At 72.6% G+C, this 17,688-nt stretch carries 23 protein-coding genes; 9 read left to right on the top strand and 14 right to left on the bottom strand.

Going from position 1 to position 17,688, the window contains the following annotated elements; all coding sequences use genetic code 11:
* Positions 1 to 249, bottom strand: a complete 249-nt coding sequence (locus HGAM_RS07755; RefSeq protein WP_019144910.1) for a hypothetical protein — start codon at positions 247 to 249, stop codon at positions 1 to 3.
* Between the two features lie 49 nt (positions 250 to 298).
* Positions 299 to 1,165 (bottom strand): mycothiol conjugate amidase Mca, encoded by an 867-nt coding sequence (gene mca / locus HGAM_RS07750; protein WP_019144909.1) that lies wholly within the window; start codon positions 1,163 to 1,165, stop codon positions 299 to 301.
* A gap of 90 nt (positions 1,166 to 1,255) precedes the next feature.
* On the opposite strand from mca, the gene HGAM_RS07745 reads away from it, so the two are divergent.
* Together HGAM_RS07745 and greA are read left to right on the top strand one after the other, a co-directional pair.
* Entirely contained in the window at positions 1,256 to 1,630 is a 375-nt protein-coding gene (locus tag HGAM_RS07745; RefSeq protein ID WP_019144908.1) for a DUF4307 domain-containing protein, read from the top strand.
* Between the two features lie 66 nt (positions 1,631 to 1,696).
* Positions 1,697 to 2,197 carry a transcription elongation factor GreA gene (gene greA, locus HGAM_RS07740; RefSeq protein WP_019144907.1) on the top strand — a complete coding sequence of 167 codons (501 nt, stop codon included), beginning with the start codon at positions 1,697 to 1,699 and terminating at the stop codon, positions 2,195 to 2,197.
* 109 nt (positions 2,198 to 2,306) lie between these two features.
* Here the strand turns inward: greA and ilvA are convergent, their stop codons facing one another.
* Together ilvA and HGAM_RS07730 are read right to left on the bottom strand one after the other, a co-directional pair.
* The gene (ilvA, locus tag HGAM_RS07735) at positions 2,307 to 3,497 is read right to left on the bottom strand and encodes a threonine ammonia-lyase (protein ID WP_019144906.1); all 1,191 of its coding nucleotides are present in this window, start codon (positions 3,495 to 3,497) and stop codon (positions 2,307 to 2,309) included.
* A gap of 40 nt (positions 3,498 to 3,537) precedes the next feature.
* Positions 3,538 to 4,674: an AI-2E family transporter gene (locus HGAM_RS07730; RefSeq protein ID WP_245532113.1), complete on the bottom strand. Its 1,137-nt coding sequence runs from the start codon at positions 4,672 to 4,674 to the stop codon at positions 3,538 to 3,540.
* Between the two features lie 83 nt (positions 4,675 to 4,757).
* Between HGAM_RS07730 and msrA the strand changes: the two genes are divergently transcribed.
* From msrA to HGAM_RS18335, 6 genes are all read left to right on the top strand, one after another.
* The gene (msrA, locus tag HGAM_RS07725; RefSeq protein WP_020691807.1) at positions 4,758 to 5,393 is read left to right on the top strand and encodes a peptide-methionine (S)-S-oxide reductase MsrA; all 636 of its coding nucleotides are present in this window, start codon (positions 4,758 to 4,760) and stop codon (positions 5,391 to 5,393) included.
* A gap of 112 nt (positions 5,394 to 5,505) precedes the next feature.
* Positions 5,506 to 5,751, top strand: coding sequence for a hypothetical protein (locus HGAM_RS07720; protein ID WP_019144903.1), 246 nt, complete (start codon positions 5,506 to 5,508; stop codon positions 5,749 to 5,751).
* Positions 5,752 to 5,759: 8 nt separating this feature from the next.
* Positions 5,760 to 6,047 (top strand): hypothetical protein, encoded by a 288-nt coding sequence (locus HGAM_RS07715; RefSeq protein WP_019144902.1) that lies wholly within the window; start codon positions 5,760 to 5,762, stop codon positions 6,045 to 6,047.
* Positions 6,048 to 6,082: 35 nt separating this feature from the next.
* A complete protein-coding gene (locus HGAM_RS07710) occupies positions 6,083 to 7,129 on the top strand; it encodes a zinc-dependent alcohol dehydrogenase (protein WP_038951642.1) in 1,047 nt (348 codons plus the stop codon).
* A gap of 243 nt (positions 7,130 to 7,372) precedes the next feature.
* Complete coding sequence (locus tag HGAM_RS18340; protein ID WP_049798273.1) at positions 7,373 to 7,891, top strand: mismatch-specific DNA-glycosylase; 519 nt, start codon at positions 7,373 to 7,375, stop codon at positions 7,889 to 7,891.
* Between the two features lie 92 nt (positions 7,892 to 7,983).
* Positions 7,984 to 8,475 (top strand): Hsp20/alpha crystallin family protein, encoded by a 492-nt coding sequence (locus HGAM_RS18335; protein WP_019144898.1) that lies wholly within the window; start codon positions 7,984 to 7,986, stop codon positions 8,473 to 8,475.
* 91 nt (positions 8,476 to 8,566) lie between these two features.
* Here the strand turns inward: HGAM_RS18335 and HGAM_RS18330 are convergent, their stop codons facing one another.
* The 3 genes from HGAM_RS18330 to HGAM_RS07685 form a co-directional block, all read right to left on the bottom strand.
* The gene (locus HGAM_RS18330) at positions 8,567 to 10,063 is read right to left on the bottom strand and encodes a cytochrome P450 (RefSeq protein ID WP_019144897.1); all 1,497 of its coding nucleotides are present in this window, start codon (positions 10,061 to 10,063) and stop codon (positions 8,567 to 8,569) included.
* A gap of 124 nt (positions 10,064 to 10,187) precedes the next feature.
* Entirely contained in the window at positions 10,188 to 11,342 is a 1,155-nt protein-coding gene (locus tag HGAM_RS18325; RefSeq protein ID WP_019144896.1) for a glycerophosphodiester phosphodiesterase, read from the bottom strand.
* An 86-nt stretch (positions 11,343 to 11,428) separates the two neighbouring features.
* Entirely contained in the window at positions 11,429 to 12,115 is a 687-nt protein-coding gene (locus tag HGAM_RS07685) for a tyrosine-protein phosphatase (protein ID WP_019144895.1), read from the bottom strand.
* Positions 12,116 to 12,208: 93 nt separating this feature from the next.
* On the opposite strand from HGAM_RS07685, the gene HGAM_RS18320 reads away from it, so the two are divergent.
* Positions 12,209 to 13,120: an SGNH/GDSL hydrolase family protein gene (locus tag HGAM_RS18320; RefSeq protein ID WP_019144894.1), complete on the top strand. Its 912-nt coding sequence runs from the start codon at positions 12,209 to 12,211 to the stop codon at positions 13,118 to 13,120.
* A gap of 68 nt (positions 13,121 to 13,188) precedes the next feature.
* Here the strand turns inward: HGAM_RS18320 and HGAM_RS07675 are convergent, their stop codons facing one another.
* The 7 genes from HGAM_RS07675 to HGAM_RS07645 all read right to left on the bottom strand — a co-directional run bounded on the left by HGAM_RS07675 (position 13,189) and on the right by HGAM_RS07645 (position 17,659).
* Positions 13,189 to 14,031, bottom strand: coding sequence for a Bax inhibitor-1/YccA family protein (locus HGAM_RS07675; RefSeq protein ID WP_019144893.1), 843 nt, complete (start codon positions 14,029 to 14,031; stop codon positions 13,189 to 13,191).
* Between the two features lie 70 nt (positions 14,032 to 14,101).
* On the bottom strand, positions 14,102 to 15,106 hold the full coding sequence (locus HGAM_RS18315; protein ID WP_019144892.1) for a hypothetical protein: 1,005 nt from the start codon (positions 15,104 to 15,106) through the stop codon (positions 14,102 to 14,104).
* Positions 15,103 to 15,429, bottom strand: a complete 327-nt coding sequence (locus HGAM_RS07665) for a PadR family transcriptional regulator (RefSeq protein ID WP_019144891.1) — start codon at positions 15,427 to 15,429, stop codon at positions 15,103 to 15,105. The genes HGAM_RS18315 and HGAM_RS07665 overlap by 4 nt, the downstream gene beginning before the upstream one ends.
* A gap of 68 nt (positions 15,430 to 15,497) precedes the next feature.
* Positions 15,498 to 16,325: a formate dehydrogenase accessory sulfurtransferase FdhD gene (gene fdhD, locus HGAM_RS07660; protein ID WP_019144890.1), complete on the bottom strand. Its 828-nt coding sequence runs from the start codon at positions 16,323 to 16,325 to the stop codon at positions 15,498 to 15,500.
* A gap of 1 nt (position 16,326) precedes the next feature.
* Positions 16,327 to 16,578, bottom strand: a complete 252-nt coding sequence (locus HGAM_RS20320; RefSeq protein ID WP_019144889.1) for a DUF6457 domain-containing protein — start codon at positions 16,576 to 16,578, stop codon at positions 16,327 to 16,329.
* Entirely contained in the window at positions 16,575 to 17,138 is a 564-nt protein-coding gene (gene mobA / locus HGAM_RS07650; protein ID WP_019144888.1) for a molybdenum cofactor guanylyltransferase, read from the bottom strand. The genes HGAM_RS20320 and mobA overlap by 4 nt, the downstream gene beginning before the upstream one ends.
* On the bottom strand, positions 17,135 to 17,659 hold the full coding sequence (locus HGAM_RS07645) for a DinB family protein (RefSeq protein ID WP_019144887.1): 525 nt from the start codon (positions 17,657 to 17,659) through the stop codon (positions 17,135 to 17,137). Before HGAM_RS07645 ends, mobA begins: the two co-directional genes overlap by 4 nt.
* Between the last annotated feature and the right edge of the window lie 29 nt (positions 17,660 to 17,688).

Raw genomic sequence — 17,688 nt, 5'->3', positions numbered from 1 at the left:
TCAGGCGTCCGAGCGGGGCTCGTCGCGCGACTCGTCGGTGGCGTCGGTGGACGCCGTCCGGTCGGCGCGCGGGTCGGGCTCCTCGACGAAGTCGACCTTCTTCAGCTGCTTGGTGAAGTTCCACAGCAGCAGGGCCAGCACGATGCCGAGCAGCACCACGAGTCCGAGCGCGCCCCACCCCGGCTTGACGATGTCGGGGTCGATGTTGGGACGGGAGCCGGACGAGGCCAGCAGGACGTACGTGCGCATGCCCCCAGCCTACGCGGCGGGCTCAGGAGCCCGGCCGCGCAGGCGGGCGTCAGCGCAGGCCGGCGAAGAGGTCGTCCTCGGGCGTCGTGGTCTCGACGAACGACTTCACCAGCTCGAAGTCCTCCGTGGGCCACACCTCGGCCTGGATCTCGCGGGGCACGGCGAACCAGAAGCCGTCCGGGTCGATCTGCGTGGCGTGCGCGATGAGAGCCTCGTCGCGGACGTGGAAGTAGTCGGCGCACTCGACCCGCGTGGTCATGCGCTTGTCGCGCTCGGGGTCGAGCCAGCTCGCGCGCTCCTTGTACGGGTTCTCCAGCCCGTGCTCGTCCAGCGCCTTCGAGATGGCCTCGTGCCGGGCCACGCTCCAGCCGACGTGGTAGTAGAGCTTCTGCACCTGCCACGGCTCGCCGAGGTCGGGGTAGCGCTCGGGGTCGGCGGCGGCCTCGAAGGCGTAGACGCTGATCTCGTGGCACTTGATGTGGTCCGGGTGCGGGTAGCCGCCGTTCTCGTCGTACGTCGTCAGGACGTGCGGACGGAACGAGCGGATCAGCCTCACCAGGGGCGCGGCGGCCTCCTCGATCGGCACGAGCGCGAAGCAGCCCTCGGGCAGCGGCGGCTTCGGGTCGCCCTCGGGCCAGCCGGAGTCGACGAAGCCGAGCCAGTCCTGCTTGATGCCGAGGATGTCGCGGGCACGCGCCATCTCGTCGCGACGGATCTCGCTGATCAGCTCGGGGTTGTCCTCCAGACCGGGGTGCTGGAAGGAGGGGTTGAGGATCGAGCCGCGCTCACCGCCGGTGCAGGTGGCGACGTGGACGTCCACCCCCTCGGCGACGTACCTCGCGGTCGACGCAGCGCCCTTGCTGGACTCGTCGTCCGGGTGGGCGTGCACGTGCATGAGTCGCAGCTTCTCGCTCACGTCTCTCCTGTCCGTCGTTCGGCCGGGGCCATCCTTCCATGCAACGTCACCGACCCCCGTCCCGCTTCCCGCACCTGGGACAATGGGGACGTGACGAACCTGGACGCCCGCTACGGCCGCCGCACCAAGCCCACCTGGTTCTGGTGGGCGTTCGCCGCCGTCGGCATCGTGCTCGGCGTCGCCTGGGCCGCCTGGGTGGCCACGGCCGAGAAGCCGGTCAGTGCCTCGCTGCACAGCTACGACGTCGTCAGCAACACCGAGGTCGTCGTCCGCGTGGACGTCGTGGTCAACACCGACGAGCCGGTCGAGTGCACCGTCTACGCCCAGAACATGAACCACGCCGTCGTCGGCGAGAAGACCGTCCGGCTCGACTCTGACGACCGCGAGCAGGCGCTCTCGGTGGCGGTGCGCACCCAGGAGCGCGCGGTGAACGGCGTCCTGCGCACCTGCCGGGAAGTCCGCTGAACTGGTAGCCTTGCGTATTCACCCCGGGCGGGCGCCCGGGGTGCCGTACGTAGAAGGAGGCATGCCATGACGCAGCCGACGCAGGACACCATCTGGGTGACGCAGGAGGCGTTCGACCGTCTCCAGGCCGAGCTCGCGCACCTCAAGGGCGAGGTCCGGGCCGACATCACGGCCAAGATCGCCGCCGCCCGCGACGAGGGCGACCTCAAGGAGAACGGTGGCTACCACGCCGCCCGCGAGGAGCAGGGCAAGACCGAGGCCCGCATCCGCCAGCTCGAGGACATGCTCCGTCGCGCCGAGGTGGGCGACGCCCCCGCCGACGACGGCCTGGTCGAGGCCGGCATGAAGGTGACGATCAAGTTCGCCGGCGACTCCGACACCGAGACCTTCCTGCTCGGCTCGCGTGAGCTGCTCAGCATGGACTCCAGCGTCGACCTCGACGTCTTCTCCCCCACGTCCCCGCTCGGCGCGGCGATCATGGGCAAGAAGCGCGGCGACTCGGCGTCCTACGAGGCGCCCAACGGCCGCACCATCGAGGTCGAGATCGTCGACGCCGTCCCGTTCTGAGCCTCACCGCCCCGCGGCTCCGCCGCGACGTGTGAAGAAAAGGACCACTTCCTTCGCGGAAGTGGTCCTTTTCTTCACACTTCTCGGGAGCGCCGGGCTCGGGTGAGGGTCAGAGCAGGTCGTAGCCCAGGCCGGTGAGCGTCTCGCGCACCTGCGCCTGCTGGTCGGTGCCGCGGGTCGAGACCTGCAGGGCCACCTCGACCTGGCGGACGCCCAGCGACTCCGACGTGCGGTCGTGCTGCACGTTGAGGATGTTCACCTGCAGGTCGGCGAGCGCCACGAGCAGGCGCATCAGCTCGCCCGGACGGTCGGGGATGCGCACCCGGAAGGCCAGGAAGCGGCCGGCCGCGTTGAGTCCGTGCCGGATGACCTCCATGAGCACGAGCGCGTCGATGTTGCCGCCCGACAGCACCGTGACGACGGGGCCCTCGAAGCGTCCGGGGTGCTCCATGAGCGCGGCGACGCCGGCGGCGCCGGACGGCTCGACCAGCATCTTGGTGCGCTCGAGCAGCTGCAGCAGCGCCTGGCTCATCGCCTCCTCGCTGACCGTGAGCACCTCGTCCAGGTGCTCGGCGATGACGTCGAACGGGATCTGGCCCGGCCGGGAGACCGCGATGCCGTCGGCCATCGTCGGGCCCAGGTCGACCTCGACCGGGGCGCCGGAGCTCAGTGACGGGACGTACGTGGACGCCGCCTCGGCCTGCACGCCGACGATGCGGACGTCCGGGTGCTTCTCGCGCAGCAGCGCGATGCCGGCCGCGAGCCCGCCGCCGCCGATCGGCACGAGGATCGTGCGGACGTCGGGCACCTGCTCGACGATCTCCAGGCCCACGGTGCCCTGGCCGGCCAGGATGTCGTCGTGGTCGAACGGGTGGATGAACTCGGCCCCGGTGCGCTGCGCGTAGGCCTGGGCCTCCTTGACCGCCTCGGTCACGCCGCCGTGGACGAACTCGATGTCGGCGCCGTAGCCGCGCGTCGCGCTGACCTTCGGGATGGCCGCACCCTCGGGCATGAAGATGCGCGCCTTCGTGTCGAGCATCGCCGCGGCGAGCGCGACGCCCTGCGCGTGGTTGCCGGCACTGGCGGCGACGACGCCGCGCGAGCGCTCCTCGGTGCTGAGCCGCGCGATGCGCACGTACGCGCCGCGGATCTTGAACGAGCCGGTGCGCTGCAGGTTCTCGCACTTGAGCCGGACGGTCGTCCCGGCCAGGTCGCTGAGCCAGCGCGAGCTGACGCAGGGGGTCGTGGTGGCGACCCCGTCGAGCAGGGACCGGGCGGTGACGACGTCGCTGAGCTGCACCCGGCCACCCTACGGCGGCGCAGGCCGCCGCCGGCGGACGCTAGGCCTGCTCGGGAGCCGGCTCGACCGGTGGATGCTGCTCGTCGGCGGGCAGCCCGTCGGAGGCGAACCGCTCCCCCTCGTCCGTGGCCAGGTGCCGGACGACGCCGTTCAGGCACGCGGCGATCGGGACGGCCACGAGCGCGCCCACCACGCCGCCGACGGTGATGCCCGCGACGATCGCCAGGATCACGCCGAGCGGGTGCACCGAGACGATGCGTCCCATGACGAACGGCTGCAGCACGTGGCTCTCGATCTGCTGCACCGCCAGCACGGCGATGAGCATGAACAGCGCGGTCCACGGCCCTTGGGCGACCAGCGCGATGCCGACCGCCACGAGCCCGGACGTGAAGGCACCGATGATCGGCACGAACGCACCCAGGAACACCAGCACGCCGATCGCCAGTGCCAGCGGGACGTTCAGCAGCGACGCGGCCAGGGCGATGCCGATGGCGTCCACGAGCGCGACGACGATGGTGGCCCGGACGAACGCGGTGAGCGAGTGCCACGCGGTCTCGCCCGACGAGTGCACGCGGTCGCGGGACGAGCGCGGGAACAGCAGCACGATCCAGGCCCAGATCCGCTTGCCGTCGTAGAGGAAGAAGATCGTCGCGAACAGCACCACGAACAGCCCGGCGACGAAGTGACTGACGGTCACCCCGACCTCGCCCGCGGTCGTGAACAGGACGCCGTCCGCCTGCGCGATCTTCTCCTGCGCGGTGTCGATGTAGCGCTGCAGCTGGGCGTCGGTCAGGCGCAGCGGACCGGTCTGCAGCCAGTCCTGCAGGTCGGCGATGCCGTCGACGACGCGACGGCGCAGGTCGTCGAACTGGCGCGAGACCTGGGTGCCGACGACGAGCACGAGCCCCGTCACGACGGCCAGGAAGCCCAGGACGACCGCGAGCGTGCCCACCGACCGCGGGACGCGCCACCCCTGCAGGCGGTCCACCAGCCCGGACGTGAGCGCGGTCAGCAGCAGGGCGACCGCGATCGGCACGGTGATGGCCGAGAAGAAGTTGAGCACCCACAGCAGCGCGTAGGTGGCGACGCCGAGCAGCAGCAGCCGCCACGCCCAGCCGGTCGCGATCTCCATGCCGCGCGGGAAGGTCGGGCGCCCGGCGTCTCGTCGCTCGCTCACACCGGCGACACTATCGGGAACACCGCAAGCCGCTCGGCGGTTGACAGTCGTGGACCGGCTTCCCGGCCGGCGGAAAGGTGACCATGATCTTCGGCTTCGACAAGACCGCCATGCCCGAGCGCGAGAAGGCGCTCCCGGGCCGCCCGACCCGCGAGTTCGCGGTCGGCGACAAGCACCTCGTCACCGGCAACCCGATCGAGACCGACGGCCCCGAGGGCTTCGAGGTCGCCGTGCTCGGCCTCGGCTGCTTCTGGGGCGAGGAGAAGACGTTCTGGGAGCAGCCCGGCGTCTGGTCCACGTCCGTGGGCTACGCGGGTGGCTACACGCCCAACCCCACGTACGAGGAGACCTGCACCGGACGCACCGGCCACGCCGAGGTCGTCCGCGTGGTCTTCGACCCGAGCGTGACGTCCTACGACGACCTGCTCAAGGTGTTCTGGGAGAACCACGACCCGACGCAGGGCATGCGCCAGGGCAACGACCGCGGCAGCCAGTACCGCTCGGTGCTGCTGACCACGTCGCCCGAGCAGCAGGCCAAGGCCGAGGCGTCGCGCGACCGCTACCAGGAGCAGATGACCAAGTCCGGCTACGGACGCATCACCACCGAGATCAAGCCACTGCAGGACTACTACTACGCCGAGGAGTACCACCAGCAGTACCTGGTGAAGAACCCGTTCGGCTACTGCCCGCTGCACGCGACGGGCGTCTCGTACGCCTGATCGTCCCGGCACAGGAGGGCCCCGCAGACCGATGGTCTGCGGGGCCCTCGTCATTCGGGCAGACGGACGTGTTCCGCTCCCACGCGCCCGGCGCGCGTGGCAGGCTGCCGGCATGGACGACGTGCGTGCCATCCTCGGCGACCTTCCCCGCCCGCTGCGCTGGGGCGTGATCGCGGGCTTCGTCGCCGGCGTGCTCGGCGCCGTCGCCGGTCTCGTGCTCGGCCTGCTGGCCCACCCGGCCACGGCGTGGTTCGCCGTGCTCGAGGTCGGCGTGCCGGCGGCCGCCGTCGGGGGGCTGCTGGGGCTGCTCGCCGGGTCGCTGGTCACGGCCACCAGTCGCCTCCGGCACGCGGGCTGACGACCGGCATGGACGGCCCGCGCGCCGCCGAGCCGCTGCCCGTGGAGCGGGCCGAGCTGGTGCTGTCGGCCGTCAGCACCGTCCTCGCCGTCGCGCTCAGCCTCGCCGTGGCCGTCGCGTGCTTCCGGCGCTGCCGGCACCTCAGCGGCTACTCGGTCCCGCACAGCATGCTGGTCGCCCTCGCGGCCGGGCTCGTGCCGGTGGTGTGGATCGTCGTCTGGGCGGTGAACAAGGACCGGACGGACGCCGAGTGGCACCGCCACCGGCGCGGACGGGCGACTGCCGACCTGCTCTGACGGAGCGCGCTTCGACCGAGGCATATGGTTGAAGCATGAACAATCTTGTCGCGCGGGTCTCGGGACCGAGCGCTGTGGACCTGGTCGAGGAGCCCGACGCCGAGACGCTGCCGCCGGGCCGCGTCGAGGTGGCGATCACCTACTGCGGCGTCTGCGCCACCGACACGCACAACTACACGTCCGGCCCCGGCCCCATCCCCGCCTCGGTGTTCGGCCACGAGTGGACCGGCACGATCGCCCGGGTCGCGGACGACGTCACGTCCGTGGCCGTCGGCGACCGGGTCGTGGCCTGCGTCGGGCCGGCCTGCGGCACCTGCGCCATGTGCGTCGCCGGCCACCCCGAGCACTGCGACACCGCCTTCGCCGAGGCCAACGGCGTCACGCCCGACAGCCCGACCCACGGCGGCTTCGCGCAGCGCCTGGTCGTCCCCGTCCGGCGCGTCATGAAGGTGCTGCCGGGCGTCTCGGACGTCCAGGCCGCGATGGTCGAGCCCTCCGCCGTCACCTACCACGCGGTCAAGCGCACGAAGCAGCCGCTGGGCGCCGTCGTGGTCGTCCAGGGCGCCGGTCCGATCGGCCTGCTGGCCGCCCAGCACGCGCGGCACGCCGGCGCCGGTCGGCTCGTCGTGATCGAGCCGAACGAGCAGCGTCGCGCCGCCGCTGAGGCGCTCGGCTTCACCGAGGTCTTCGCCCCGGGCGACGAGGTCGCCGCGCACCTGGCCGAGATCACCGAAGGCCTGGGCGCCGACGTGCTGTACGAGTGCACGGGGGTCGCCGCGCTGCTGCAGCCGTCGGCGGCGATGGTGCGCCGCGGCGGCACGCTCTCGCTGCTCGGCTTCCCGATGACCGACTCGACCGTGAGCTACGGCGACTGGCAGGTGCGTGAGCTGACCGTGATCGGTTCCCTCGCGTACAACCACGAGGACTTCCTCGGCTCGATGCGCGCGATCGCCGACGGCTCGGTCGACGTCACCGGGCTGCACACCGGCACGGTGGGGCTCGGCGAGCTGGCCGCCCTCATGGACGAGCTCGACTCGGGCCGGACCTCGCACGCGAAGGTCCTGGTCGACCCCACGCGCTAGGCGTCCGGGGCCCGGCGGGCGCCGACCGGGTCCGGCGCCCGCCGGGGTGCGTGGGGCGTGCGGTCAGACGACGATGTGGTCGTGATCGGACGTACCGAAGACGACGGTGCCCGCGACGATGGTCAGCGACAGGACGGCCACGACGATGATCCAGCTCATGGGTCCACCGTAGGCCGCGAGAGGGCCACGGCAAGTGCGTCCCGGTGGACGCGCGATGAACTCTCGTCGTACGCGGGCCGCACCATCCCCGACCTCGTCGGGCCCGGCCTGCGCCTGCTCTTCGTCGGCATCAACCCCGGCCTGGTGAGCGCGGCGACCGGGCTGCACTTCGCCCGCAACGGCAACCGCTTCTACCCGGCGCTGCGGGCCGCCGGCATCCTCCCGCCGGACGTCCTGACGCCCGAGGACGCCGTGCCGGCGCTGCTCGAGCGCGGCGTCGGCATCACGAACCTCGTGCCGCGGGCGTCCGCCCGGGCCGACGAGCTCGACGACCAGGAGCTGCGCGAGGGCCGGGCGCGGCTCGAGCGCCTCGTGGCCGAGCAACGCCCGCGGGTCGTGGCGGTCGCTGGAATCACCGCGTACCGCACGGCGTTCGGCGAGCGGAAGGCGTCCGCCGGCGAGCAACCACGGACGATCGGCGCGGCGCGACTGTGGGTCGTCCCCAACCCGAGCGGCCTCAACGCCCACGCGACCGTCGCGTCCCTGGCCGTGGCGTACGGCGAGGCCGCCGACGCCGCTGGACTCGAACGCGTCCATGCCTAGAATCTCTGTCATGGGAATTGAGTCGCATCGACTCATGTTGAACAGGGTGCCGGCCGAGGTGGCCGGCCTGATCGACCAGGAGGTTGGTTTCCATGACGACGCTCTCCCTCTTCAACCGCCGCGACCCGTTCGCCGAGTTCGACTCGCTGATGCGCAACGCGTTCGCCGGCACCGCCCCGATGACGACCGAGCGCACCGACTTCATGCCGGCCGCCGAGACCCTGCGCGACGGCGATGACGCCGTCGTCCGGCTCGAGCTGCCCGGCATCGACGTCGAGCACGACGTCACCGTCGAGGCCGTCTCCGGACGCCTCGTCATCCGCGGTGAGCGCCGCGACGAGCGCGCCGAGGACGATCGCGGGCGTCACGTCCGCGAGATCCGCTACGGACGCTTCGAGCGCACGTTCGCGCTCCCGGCCCACGTCGGGCCCGACGCGATCAGCGCCGGCTACGACGCCGGCGTGCTGAGCATCCGGGTCGCCGGCGTCTACGCCGGCACCGAGCCCACCCGCATCGCGGTGAGCTCGAGCTCGCCCAAGGCCGTCGAGACGGTCAGCGGCGAGACCGCCGACGACGCGTCCTGACACCCACGCACGAAGGCCGCCACCCTCACGCAGGGCGGCGGCCTTCGTCGCGTCCGGCCCTTCGACAGGCCCCGGGAGCGGACGTCGTGCCTCAGGGGGCGTGGCGGACGGGGCAGCCGCCGGCCTCGGCCGACGGCTCGTCGACCGGCTCCGGAGCGCCCGTGGGCACCGCCTGCGGGCGCCGCCGCGACACCGTGACCTCGAAGCCCTGCGGCATCATCGTCAGCCGCTCGGCGATCCGCAGGTCGTAGCCCGGGTCGCCGGACAGGTCGTAGCGGTGCAGCAGGCGCGCCAGCACGAGCACCGCCTCGTGGAGCGCGAACTGGCGCCCGATGCAGGCCCGCTCCCCCGTGCCGAACGGCTTGTAGACGTGCGGCGGACGGCCCTTGCTACGGGCCGGGAGGAAGCGGTCGGGGTCGAACTCCTCCGCGTCCTCGCCCCAGACCTCCGGGTCGCGGTGCACGAGCGGCAGCAGCACGAGCGGCAGCAGCACGAGCGCCCAGTCCTGCGGACGCATCCGCCAGCGACCGCCGATCGTCGTCTCCTCGCGCGGCGAGCGGGCGAACCCGGGCGCGGTGGGCCACAGCCGCAGCGCCTCGTCCAGCACCCGGCGCACGTAGCGCAGCTTGGGCACCTGGGCGAAGGTCGGCGCGGCGTCCGGGTCCGGGCCGAGCACCGCGTCGACCTCGGCCTGCGCCTGCGCCACGACCTCGGGGTGGCGCGACAGGTAGTAGAGCGCGAACGACAGCGCGCCGGACGTCGTCTCGTGCCCGGCGATGAGGAAGGTCAGGATCTGGTGCCGGATGTTCTCGTCCGGCAGCCGCTCCCCCGTCTCCGGGTGCGCGGTCTGCAGCATGAGGCCGAGCAGGTCGTCGTCGCGCCCGTCGTCCGCCGCCCGGCGCGTGCGCACGACCTCGTCCAGCATGTCGTCGAGGTAGGCCACGTGCGGCGCGTTCGCGCGGTCGATGCGTCGGCGCACCAGGGACGCCCCGGGCACCCCGTCGAGGCCGGACTTGCGCTGCGCCGCCTTCAGCGCGGCCACCATCGCCGGGATGAACGGGTGCGGCTCGTCGCTCGCGAACGAGCCGAAGTCCTGGCTGAACGCGGTGCGGCTCAGCGTCTCGAGGGTCAGCTTGGTCATGTCGCGCGAGACGTCGACCGGCGTCTGCGCCGCGTCCCAGCGGGCGAACAGCTCGTCGGACGTCTGCACCATCACCGGGTGGTAGCGCTCCATCGCCTGCTTGGAGAACGCCGGACGCAGCAGGTCGTGGGCCAGCTGCCACTCCGGCTCGTCGTTGTGAGCCGTGAACAGGCCGGCGCCGCCGAGCTCGCGCAGCGACTCCAGCGCCGGCGACAACGCCTTCTCGAACCGCTGCTCGTCGCACAGCTCGGCCGACAGGCTCGCGCCAGCCACGATGACGAACTGCTGGCGGAAGGCCCGCACCGAGAAGATCGGGCCGAGACCCTCGCCGCGCCGCATGATGCCCTGCAGCGGGGTGTCACGCAGGTCCGGGTCGACGTCGCCGGTGAGCAGACGGCGCCCCGGTGGGTGCGGGAAGGGCTGCCCCGACCAGTCGTTGTGAATCACATACCCACGGTATGCGAACCGGGGGTCCCTTCGACAGGCTCAGGACAGGCACCTTCGACAGGCTCACGACAGGACCGTCGACGGGCTCGGGGAGCCGCCAGCTCCCCGAGCCCGTCGAGGAGACTCAGCCGGCGCGGCGGTAGCGGTCGCGCAGCCACGCCTTGCGGGCCTGCACGGCCTCGTCGGGGAAGTCCGAGAAGATGCCGTCCACCCCGGTGTCGAGCAGGGCCAGCAGCTCGCCGCGCACGTCGCCGTGGGCGTTCGGGTCGGTGCCCCGCCGGAAGTTCGTCGGCAGGAACTGGTTCTCCGCCCGGACCGTCCAGACGTGCACGTCCAGCCCGACCCGGTGCGCGTCGCGCACGACGGAGCTGGGCGCGCCGGTCGCTCCGTCCGCGTCGCGGGGCAGCACGACCTTCTTCTCCGCACCGATGCCGTCGGCGTAGCGCGCGATCTCGCGCAAGCCGCGAGGCGTGACGAGGTCGGCGTACGTGCGCGGATCTCCGGCGGCCCGCAGGTCGTACGGTGCGCCGGCGGCGTCGACGAGCTGCGCCAGACGGACGCGGGTCAGGCGCGACAGGTCGCGCAGGTTGCCGGTCTCGAAGGACTGGACGATGACCGGCGCCTTCGGCCCGCGCAGGCCGTGCCGGTTCAGCGTGCGCACGAGCGGCTCCTCCAGCGACAGGTCGATCGAGTCGAAGTAGGTGGGGTGCTTGGTCTCGGGATAGACCGAGATCGTGCGCCCCTCACGCCGCGAGGCCCGCTGCGCCAGGTCGAGCACCTCCTCGAGCGTAGGCACCTGGAACCGTCCGTCGTAGGCGGTGTTGCCCGGACGGACTTGGGGCAGGCGCTCCTTGGCTCGCAGCGTCTTCAGCTCGCGCAGCGTGAAGTCCTCGGTGAACCAGCCGGTGACCGTGACGCCGTCGATGGTCTTGGTCGCCCGGCGGGCCGCGAACTCCGGGTGCTGCGCGACGTCCGTCGTCGTGCTGATCTCGTTCTCGTGCCGGGCGACGAGGACGCCGTCCTTGGTCGGCACGAGGTCGGGCTCGATGAAGTCGGCGCCCTGGCGGATGGCGACGCGGTAGGCCTCGAGCGTGTGCTCGGGCCGGTACCCGGACGCGCCGCGGTGGGCGATGACCACCGGCGCGGCCTGGTGGTGGGACCCACGGTCGTGGGCCTCGGCGCTGCCCGCGCCGAGTGGGACGAGGCCGGCCGCGAGTGCGAGGCCGGCGAGTGGACCGATGACGTGCAGCCGCGTGGAGCGGCTCCCCCGAGTGCTCATGCCCTCAGGACAGCACGGCGACAGGTCATCGGGGCGGACACCCGGTGAACGCTCCGTGTCGAGGGCCGAGCCCGCCGGAGCCGGGCTCAGCCGACCAGCGAGGTGCGGAGCCGGTCGAGCAGCTTCTCGTCGGCGCCGGCGCGCACGGCCCAGCCCTCGACCCCGCCGTCGGCGGCGTCCCAGCGCTCGAGGACGCTCTCGATCGCCTCGACCGGCGTGGTGAAGAACGAGGCCGGCAGGTTCGCCCGGTTCGCGGCGCCCGGGCCCTGGCTGAGCCGGGCGTCGATCGCGTCGTACTCCTTCTCCGTGGCCAGGTAGTCGGCCACGACGTGCTCGTGCTCGACGTCGAGCAGGCGCAGCACCAGCGCGACGCTCACACCGGTGCGGTCCTTGCCGGCCGCGCAGTGCAGCAGCGCCGGGCCGTCGGTGTCGGCGACCTCGCGCAGCACGTCGACGAAGCGCTCGCTGGAGTGGTCGAGCATCACCCGGTACAGGTCGGTGAGGTCGCGCACCGGGTGCGCGTCGGGCCGCAGCGCCTCGAGCAGCGGGACGTTGACGACCCGGGTGGACGGCCCGGCCAGGGGATGGACGCTGCCCAGCTCGCCGGCCGAGCGCAGGTCGAGCACGACCGCCGGCGGCCAGACCAGACCCTCGGGCACCGCGTCACCGGCCATGGGCGCGGCGCTGCGCAGCACCCGCCCGGCCCGCACGCGTCCGCCACCGGGCACCGGCAGCCCACCGACGTCGCGCAGGTTGGGCAGGTAGGTCGTCATGTCCCGACCCTAGCCACCGGATCCGACAGCGTGGCCGATCCCACGTCGTCTCGACTCGCAACCAGGGGGGTGGGTGCTCGTATCATGTGCGGCGTGCCCAAGCCCACGAAAGTCGCCACCACCGCGCTCGTGGGCAGCACCGCCGCCCTGACCGGCTTCTACGGCACCGTGCTCGCCGAGGCTGTCCTGGCGCGCAAGGCGATCGGCGTGACCGACGAGCGTCCGCCCTCCCCCGACGGCCTGTACGGTGACGACCTGCTGGGCGAGCCCGTCCGCGTCCTGGTCGCCGGCGACTCCGCGGCGGTGGGCTACGGCACCGAGCGCGCCGACCAGACCCCGCCCGGCCTCATCGGCATCGGGCTCACCCACGTGCTCGGCGCGCCCGTGGACGTGCGAAGCGTCGCCGTCGTCGGGGCCGTCACCGCCGACCTGCCGGCCCAGCTCGAGCTGGGGCTGGAGCACAAGCCGGACGTCGTCGTCATCGTCGTCGGCGCGAACGACGTCACCCACCGCGTGCGGCCGGGCCTCGCGGCGCGCCAGCTCGGCGAGGTGGTGCGCGACCTGACGGCCCGCGACATCGAGGTCGTCGTCGGTACCTGCCCCGACCTCGGACTCGTGCGGCCGCTGCAGCAGCCGCTGCGCTGGTACGCCCACCGCATCAGCACGCGGCTGGCCAAGCTGCAGACCGTGGCCGTCGCCCGCAACGGCGGACGCGCCGTGTCGCTGGGCGAGCTGCTCGGCCGGCTGTTCCTGGAGCACCACGACGTCATGTTCGGCGCCGACCGCTTCCACCCGTCGGCCACCGGCTACGCCAACATGGTCGGCGTGCTGCTGCCCGCCATCACCGGCGCCTTGCGCGAGCACGAGACCGGGCGCGTGCCGTTCTTCGACGTCCCGCGCGACCTCATGCCGCTCGGGGCTGCGGCCGCCCAGGCGTCGCACGAGTCCGGCACCGAGGTCGTCGGCGCCGGCCGCTGGGCCACCGTCCGCCGCCGCCGCGGCTGACCTCCCGCACCAACGCCGACGGGCCGGCTCCCCGAGGGGGAACCGGCCCGTCGTGCGTGGTGCTGGGGTCAGTCGTCGCCGCGCAGGATCGCGAGGATGCGCAGGAGCTCCAGGTAGAGCCACACGAGGGTGACGGTGAGCCCGAAGGCCGCGCGCCACGACTCGCGCTCCGGGAGCCCGGCGCGGACGCCCTGCTCGACGTAGTCGAAGTCGAGGATCAGCATGAACACGGCCAGGACGACCGCGATGCCGGAGACCAGGAGCGACAGGCCCGGGTTGTCGAAGCTGCGCAGGCCGCCGGACTCCAGGACGCCGGTCAGGCTGAGGATCCAGTTGACCAGCATGACGCCGACGAAGGCGAACATCGAGATCAGGACGACCTTGCGGAACTTCGCGGTGACCTGGATGTCGAAGAACTTGTACGCGCCCAGCGTCGCCGCGAAGGCGACGATGGTGGCCAGCACTGCCTGGAAGACGATCGTCTGGTCGCCGACCATGTTCGCGATGACCTTCGAGAAGGCGCCGACGAACGCGCCCTCGGCCACGGCATACGCCATGACCAGCGCGGGGCTGATGACCTTCTTGAACGAGTTGACCATCGACAGCACGAAGCCGATGAGCGCGCCGCCCATGGCGAACGTCCACGCCTTCTGGATGTTCGCGTCCGAGGCTGCGATGTCACCGATGAGGAACCAGGTGACCGCCGCGGAGATGGCGACGAGGCCGAGCGTGATGGCCGTCTTCTCCACCACCGAGTCGATGGTCATGCGGCGCTGGTCGGTGACGGACTGCGAGCCGTACGTGGTGGGCTCGCCGTTGAGGTCGATCTGCCACTGCGACGGGTCGGTGCGCAACTGGCCGCGACCGTTGAACTCCTCGCTGCGCGAGAAGACGGGGTTGCTGCTCTGCATGGTTCCTCCGGATCGGGCGGGACGTGTGTCCACCCTATAGAACGTCGTGACCTGCGGCTTTGTGCCCGATCTAGCGGTTGTTCTGGGCAACCTCAGGCGGCGCCATCGGCTCGGCGGACGGTGCGGGAGCGAGCGGCGCGACAGCCGGCACCTTGAGCAGCGGCGGCTCGACGGCCCGCGTCGGTGCGCCGACCACCGGTGACTCGACGCCCCACTCGTCGGGCGCCCACTCGACGGACCGCAGCGGGAACACGTTCCAAGCGACGCGGCCGTTCTCGAGCGCACGAGAGGTGAGCGCACCGGACGTGGTGCAGTCCGCGTCGAGGCAGTCCGAGTACTGAGGCGCCTCCGCGGTGAGCGGATCTCCGTCCTGGTCGAACAGCTGGACGTCCTGGATCGGGTTGCCCTGCGCGTCGTAGGCGAAGACGTTCGTCACCGGCTCGCCGTCGAGCACGAGGCTGCCGGTGGAGTAGTCGGCTGCGTCGATCTCGTCCCACGACACCGTCTGGGACGCGACCTCGCCGACGAGGGGGAAGAACGCCAGTGCCGTGACCAGGTTCGCGCCCACGAGAGCCCGTCGCCACCAGGTCCCCCGCGACCGGGCCCGGCTCCACTGGACGCTGGCGACGACCAGCAGCACCGTGAGCGTCCACTCGCCGGCGGTCCCGGGCACGGGAGCGCCGCCGCGGCCGCTCAGGATGATCAGCCAGCCGGCCACGACGAGCCCGCGGAGCACCCACCAGACCGGGCGCACCGCCTCCAGGAAGTCCAGCACCGCCGACCCGGCCGGGCTGCCGCCGACCCGGGAAACCAGGTCGGTCCACGCCTCGGCCGGGCTCAGCCGGCGGCGGGTGGTCTCCTCCGCGCGCGGGAAGCCGGCGGCGGTACGCAGCTCGTCGGCGTAGGCCGCCGGATCGGGCAGCTCGCGGCGCAGGTCCTCGGCGAAGCTCTCGGTGAGGTCGGCCTCGAGCCCGTCGGTGAGCTCGTCGACCTCCTCGGCCGGCAGGTCGGACAGGGCCGCGCGGACGCGGTGGGCGAAGTCGGCGATCTGCGCCGGCACGGTCGTGGTGGTCATGCTGCCTCCCCGGTGAGCACGTGCTCCATGGTGGCGGTGAAGTCGGCCCAGACCTTGCGCTGCGCCGCGAGCGTGGCCCGCCCTTGGTCGTTCATCCCGTAGTACTTGCGGTGCGGGCCCTCCTCGGAGGGGACGACGTACGACGTGAGCGCGCCGGCGGAGTAGAGCCGGCGAAGCGTCCCGTAGACCGACGCCTCGCCCACCTCCTCCAGGCCGGCGGCCCGCAGGCGGCGCACGACGTCGTAGCCGTAGCCGTCCTCCTTCTCGACGACGGCCAGGACGGCCAGGTCGAGCACACCCTTGAGCAGCTGGGTCGCATCCATGCGTCGGACGGTACCACGCAGTACGCACTACCGCGGACGAACGAGCACCGCGATGGCGTGCGGGTGGCTCAGGCGATGCGGTGCGGGTGGGCGTAGACGTTGAAGCCGCCGCCGCGGTTGAAGCCGACCAGCGTGACGCCGGACGACTCGGCCAGCTCGACGGCCAGCGACGACGGGGCCGAGACGGCCGACAGCATCGCGATGCCGGCCATGTGGGCCTTCTGCACCAGCTCGAACGAGGCGCGGCCCGACACCTGCAGCACCGTGTCGGCGAGCGGCAGACGTCCCTGGCCGAGCGCCCAGCCGACCACCTTGTCGACGGCGTTGTGCCGGCCGACGTCCTCGCGCAGGCACAGCAGCTCGCCGGACGCGTCGAACAGGCCGGCCGCGTGGACGCCCCCGGTGCGGTCGAACACCTTCTGCTCGGCGCGGAGCAGCTCGGGCAGCCGGCCGACGAGCGCGGCGTCGAACGTCGTGGCGTCGTCGACCCGGCCGAAGTGCGCGGCCTTGTGCACCGCGTCGATCGAGGCCGTTCCGCAGATGCCGCAGGCGCTGGACGTGTAGACGTGCCGCTCCATGGACGTGTCGGGCAGCGCGACGCCCGGCGCGAGCTGGACGTCGATGACGTTGTAGGTCTGCAGGCCGTCCTCGTCGGTGCCGGCGCAGTAGCGCTGGGCGGCCAGGTGGTCCGGCGAGGAGATGACGCCCTCGGAGACCAGGAACCCGGCCACGAGGTCGAAGTCGTCGCCGGGAGTGCGCATCGTGACGGTGAAGGAGCGTCCGCCCAGCCGGACCTCGAGCGGCTCCTCGGCGGCGAGCACGTCCTCGCGGCGGCTGACCGTGCCGTCGGGCCGGTGCCGCTGGACGCGCAGCCGGCGGGTCACGCGGCCGGCCACGTCACTCCTCCCCGAGACGGTCGATCAGGGCCTCCGCACGGGCCACGGCGTCGGCCACGTCGGCGTCGGTGCCCCCGGCCTTGCCCGCGGCCAGGCCCACCAGGTAGGTCGTCACGGGCGCGGCCGGTCGCACGACGCCGTGCGCGGCGTCCGCGGCCAGGTCGAGCACCTGCTCGACGTCGACGGCGTCCGGGCCGAGACCGAGCTCGGCGGCCAGGGCCGTGGCCCACTGCTCCAGGGAGATGTCGCTCACCGGTGCTCTCCTCTCGCTCTCTCGAGATCGTGCCACGTGTCGACGTCCTGCGTCAGACGAGCCGGCAGCGGCTGCTCGACCAGGTCGAGCGGGGCGAGCAGGCGGCGCAGCGCGGCACCCTCCAGGTCGCCCGCGGCGGCCGCCGCGGCCCGCAGCGTCTCGGTCCGGACGAGGCACAGCAGGTGCTGACGGCGACCCGTCCCGTCGACGGCGACCACGCCGTCGGGCCCGCGCTCGGCGGCGAGCAGGGCCGGGACGGCGTCGACCGCCCGCGGCAGGTCGCACGCCAGCAGCAGCACCCACGGCGCCTCGACGAGGGCGAGCCCGGCGGCCACGGCCGCGGCCGGGCCGGCGAACGGCGGCTGCTCGCGCGTCACCACCAGGCCCGGACGCGGCGCGACGTCACCGACGACGACCACGTGGTCGCAGCCGGCGACGGCGTCCAGCACCCCGTCGAGCAACGTGCGGCCGTCGACCTCGAGCGCGCCCTTGTCGACGCCGCCGAGCCGCGTCCCCCGCCCACCGGCGAGGACGACCGCGTCGACGGCGTCCGGGGTCACTGGTCCGCGCGGACGTCGTGCAGGTGGTGCTCGACGTCGTGCCAGAAGTACTGCGCGAGCGTGGCCACCGTGAACGACGAGCCGTTGCTGCGGCGCCCGGTGCGCTCCCAGGCGTCGTCGGGCACCGACTCGAACGAGGCGGCGGCCAGCTCGGCGGTGGCGGCGAGCCGGGGCGCGACCGTCGCCGCGTCCTGGGATGCGTAGTCCTGCTCGAGCGCGGTGGCGTCCTGGTCCCAGTTCTCGAACACCGGGTCGTCCTGGGTGAGCATGAGCGCGACCCGCTCGGAGAAGACGGTGAAGACGTCGCGCACGTGGCAGGCGTACTCGACGACCGACCAGGTCTGCTCGTCCGGACGCTCGTGGGCGTCGCCGCGGTCGAGCGCCAGCTGCCAGCGCGGGACGCTCTGGCGCACCAGCCCGGGCACCTCCCGCGGGTCCAGGCCGGCCGGGTCGAAGCCGCACTCGGGGCACGGCTCGGACAGGACCCAGGTCCAGTCCTTGGAGTCGGGGGTGATCGCCATGGCCAGACCCTACGACAGCCGCCGGTAGG

Source organism: Aeromicrobium massiliense JC14 (assembly GCF_000312105.1).
GTDB lineage: Bacteria > Actinomycetota > Actinomycetes > Propionibacteriales > Nocardioidaceae > Aeromicrobium > Aeromicrobium massiliense.
The sequence above is the reverse complement of the archived record's forward strand: the minus strand, read 5'-3'. Positions and strand labels throughout refer to the sequence as shown.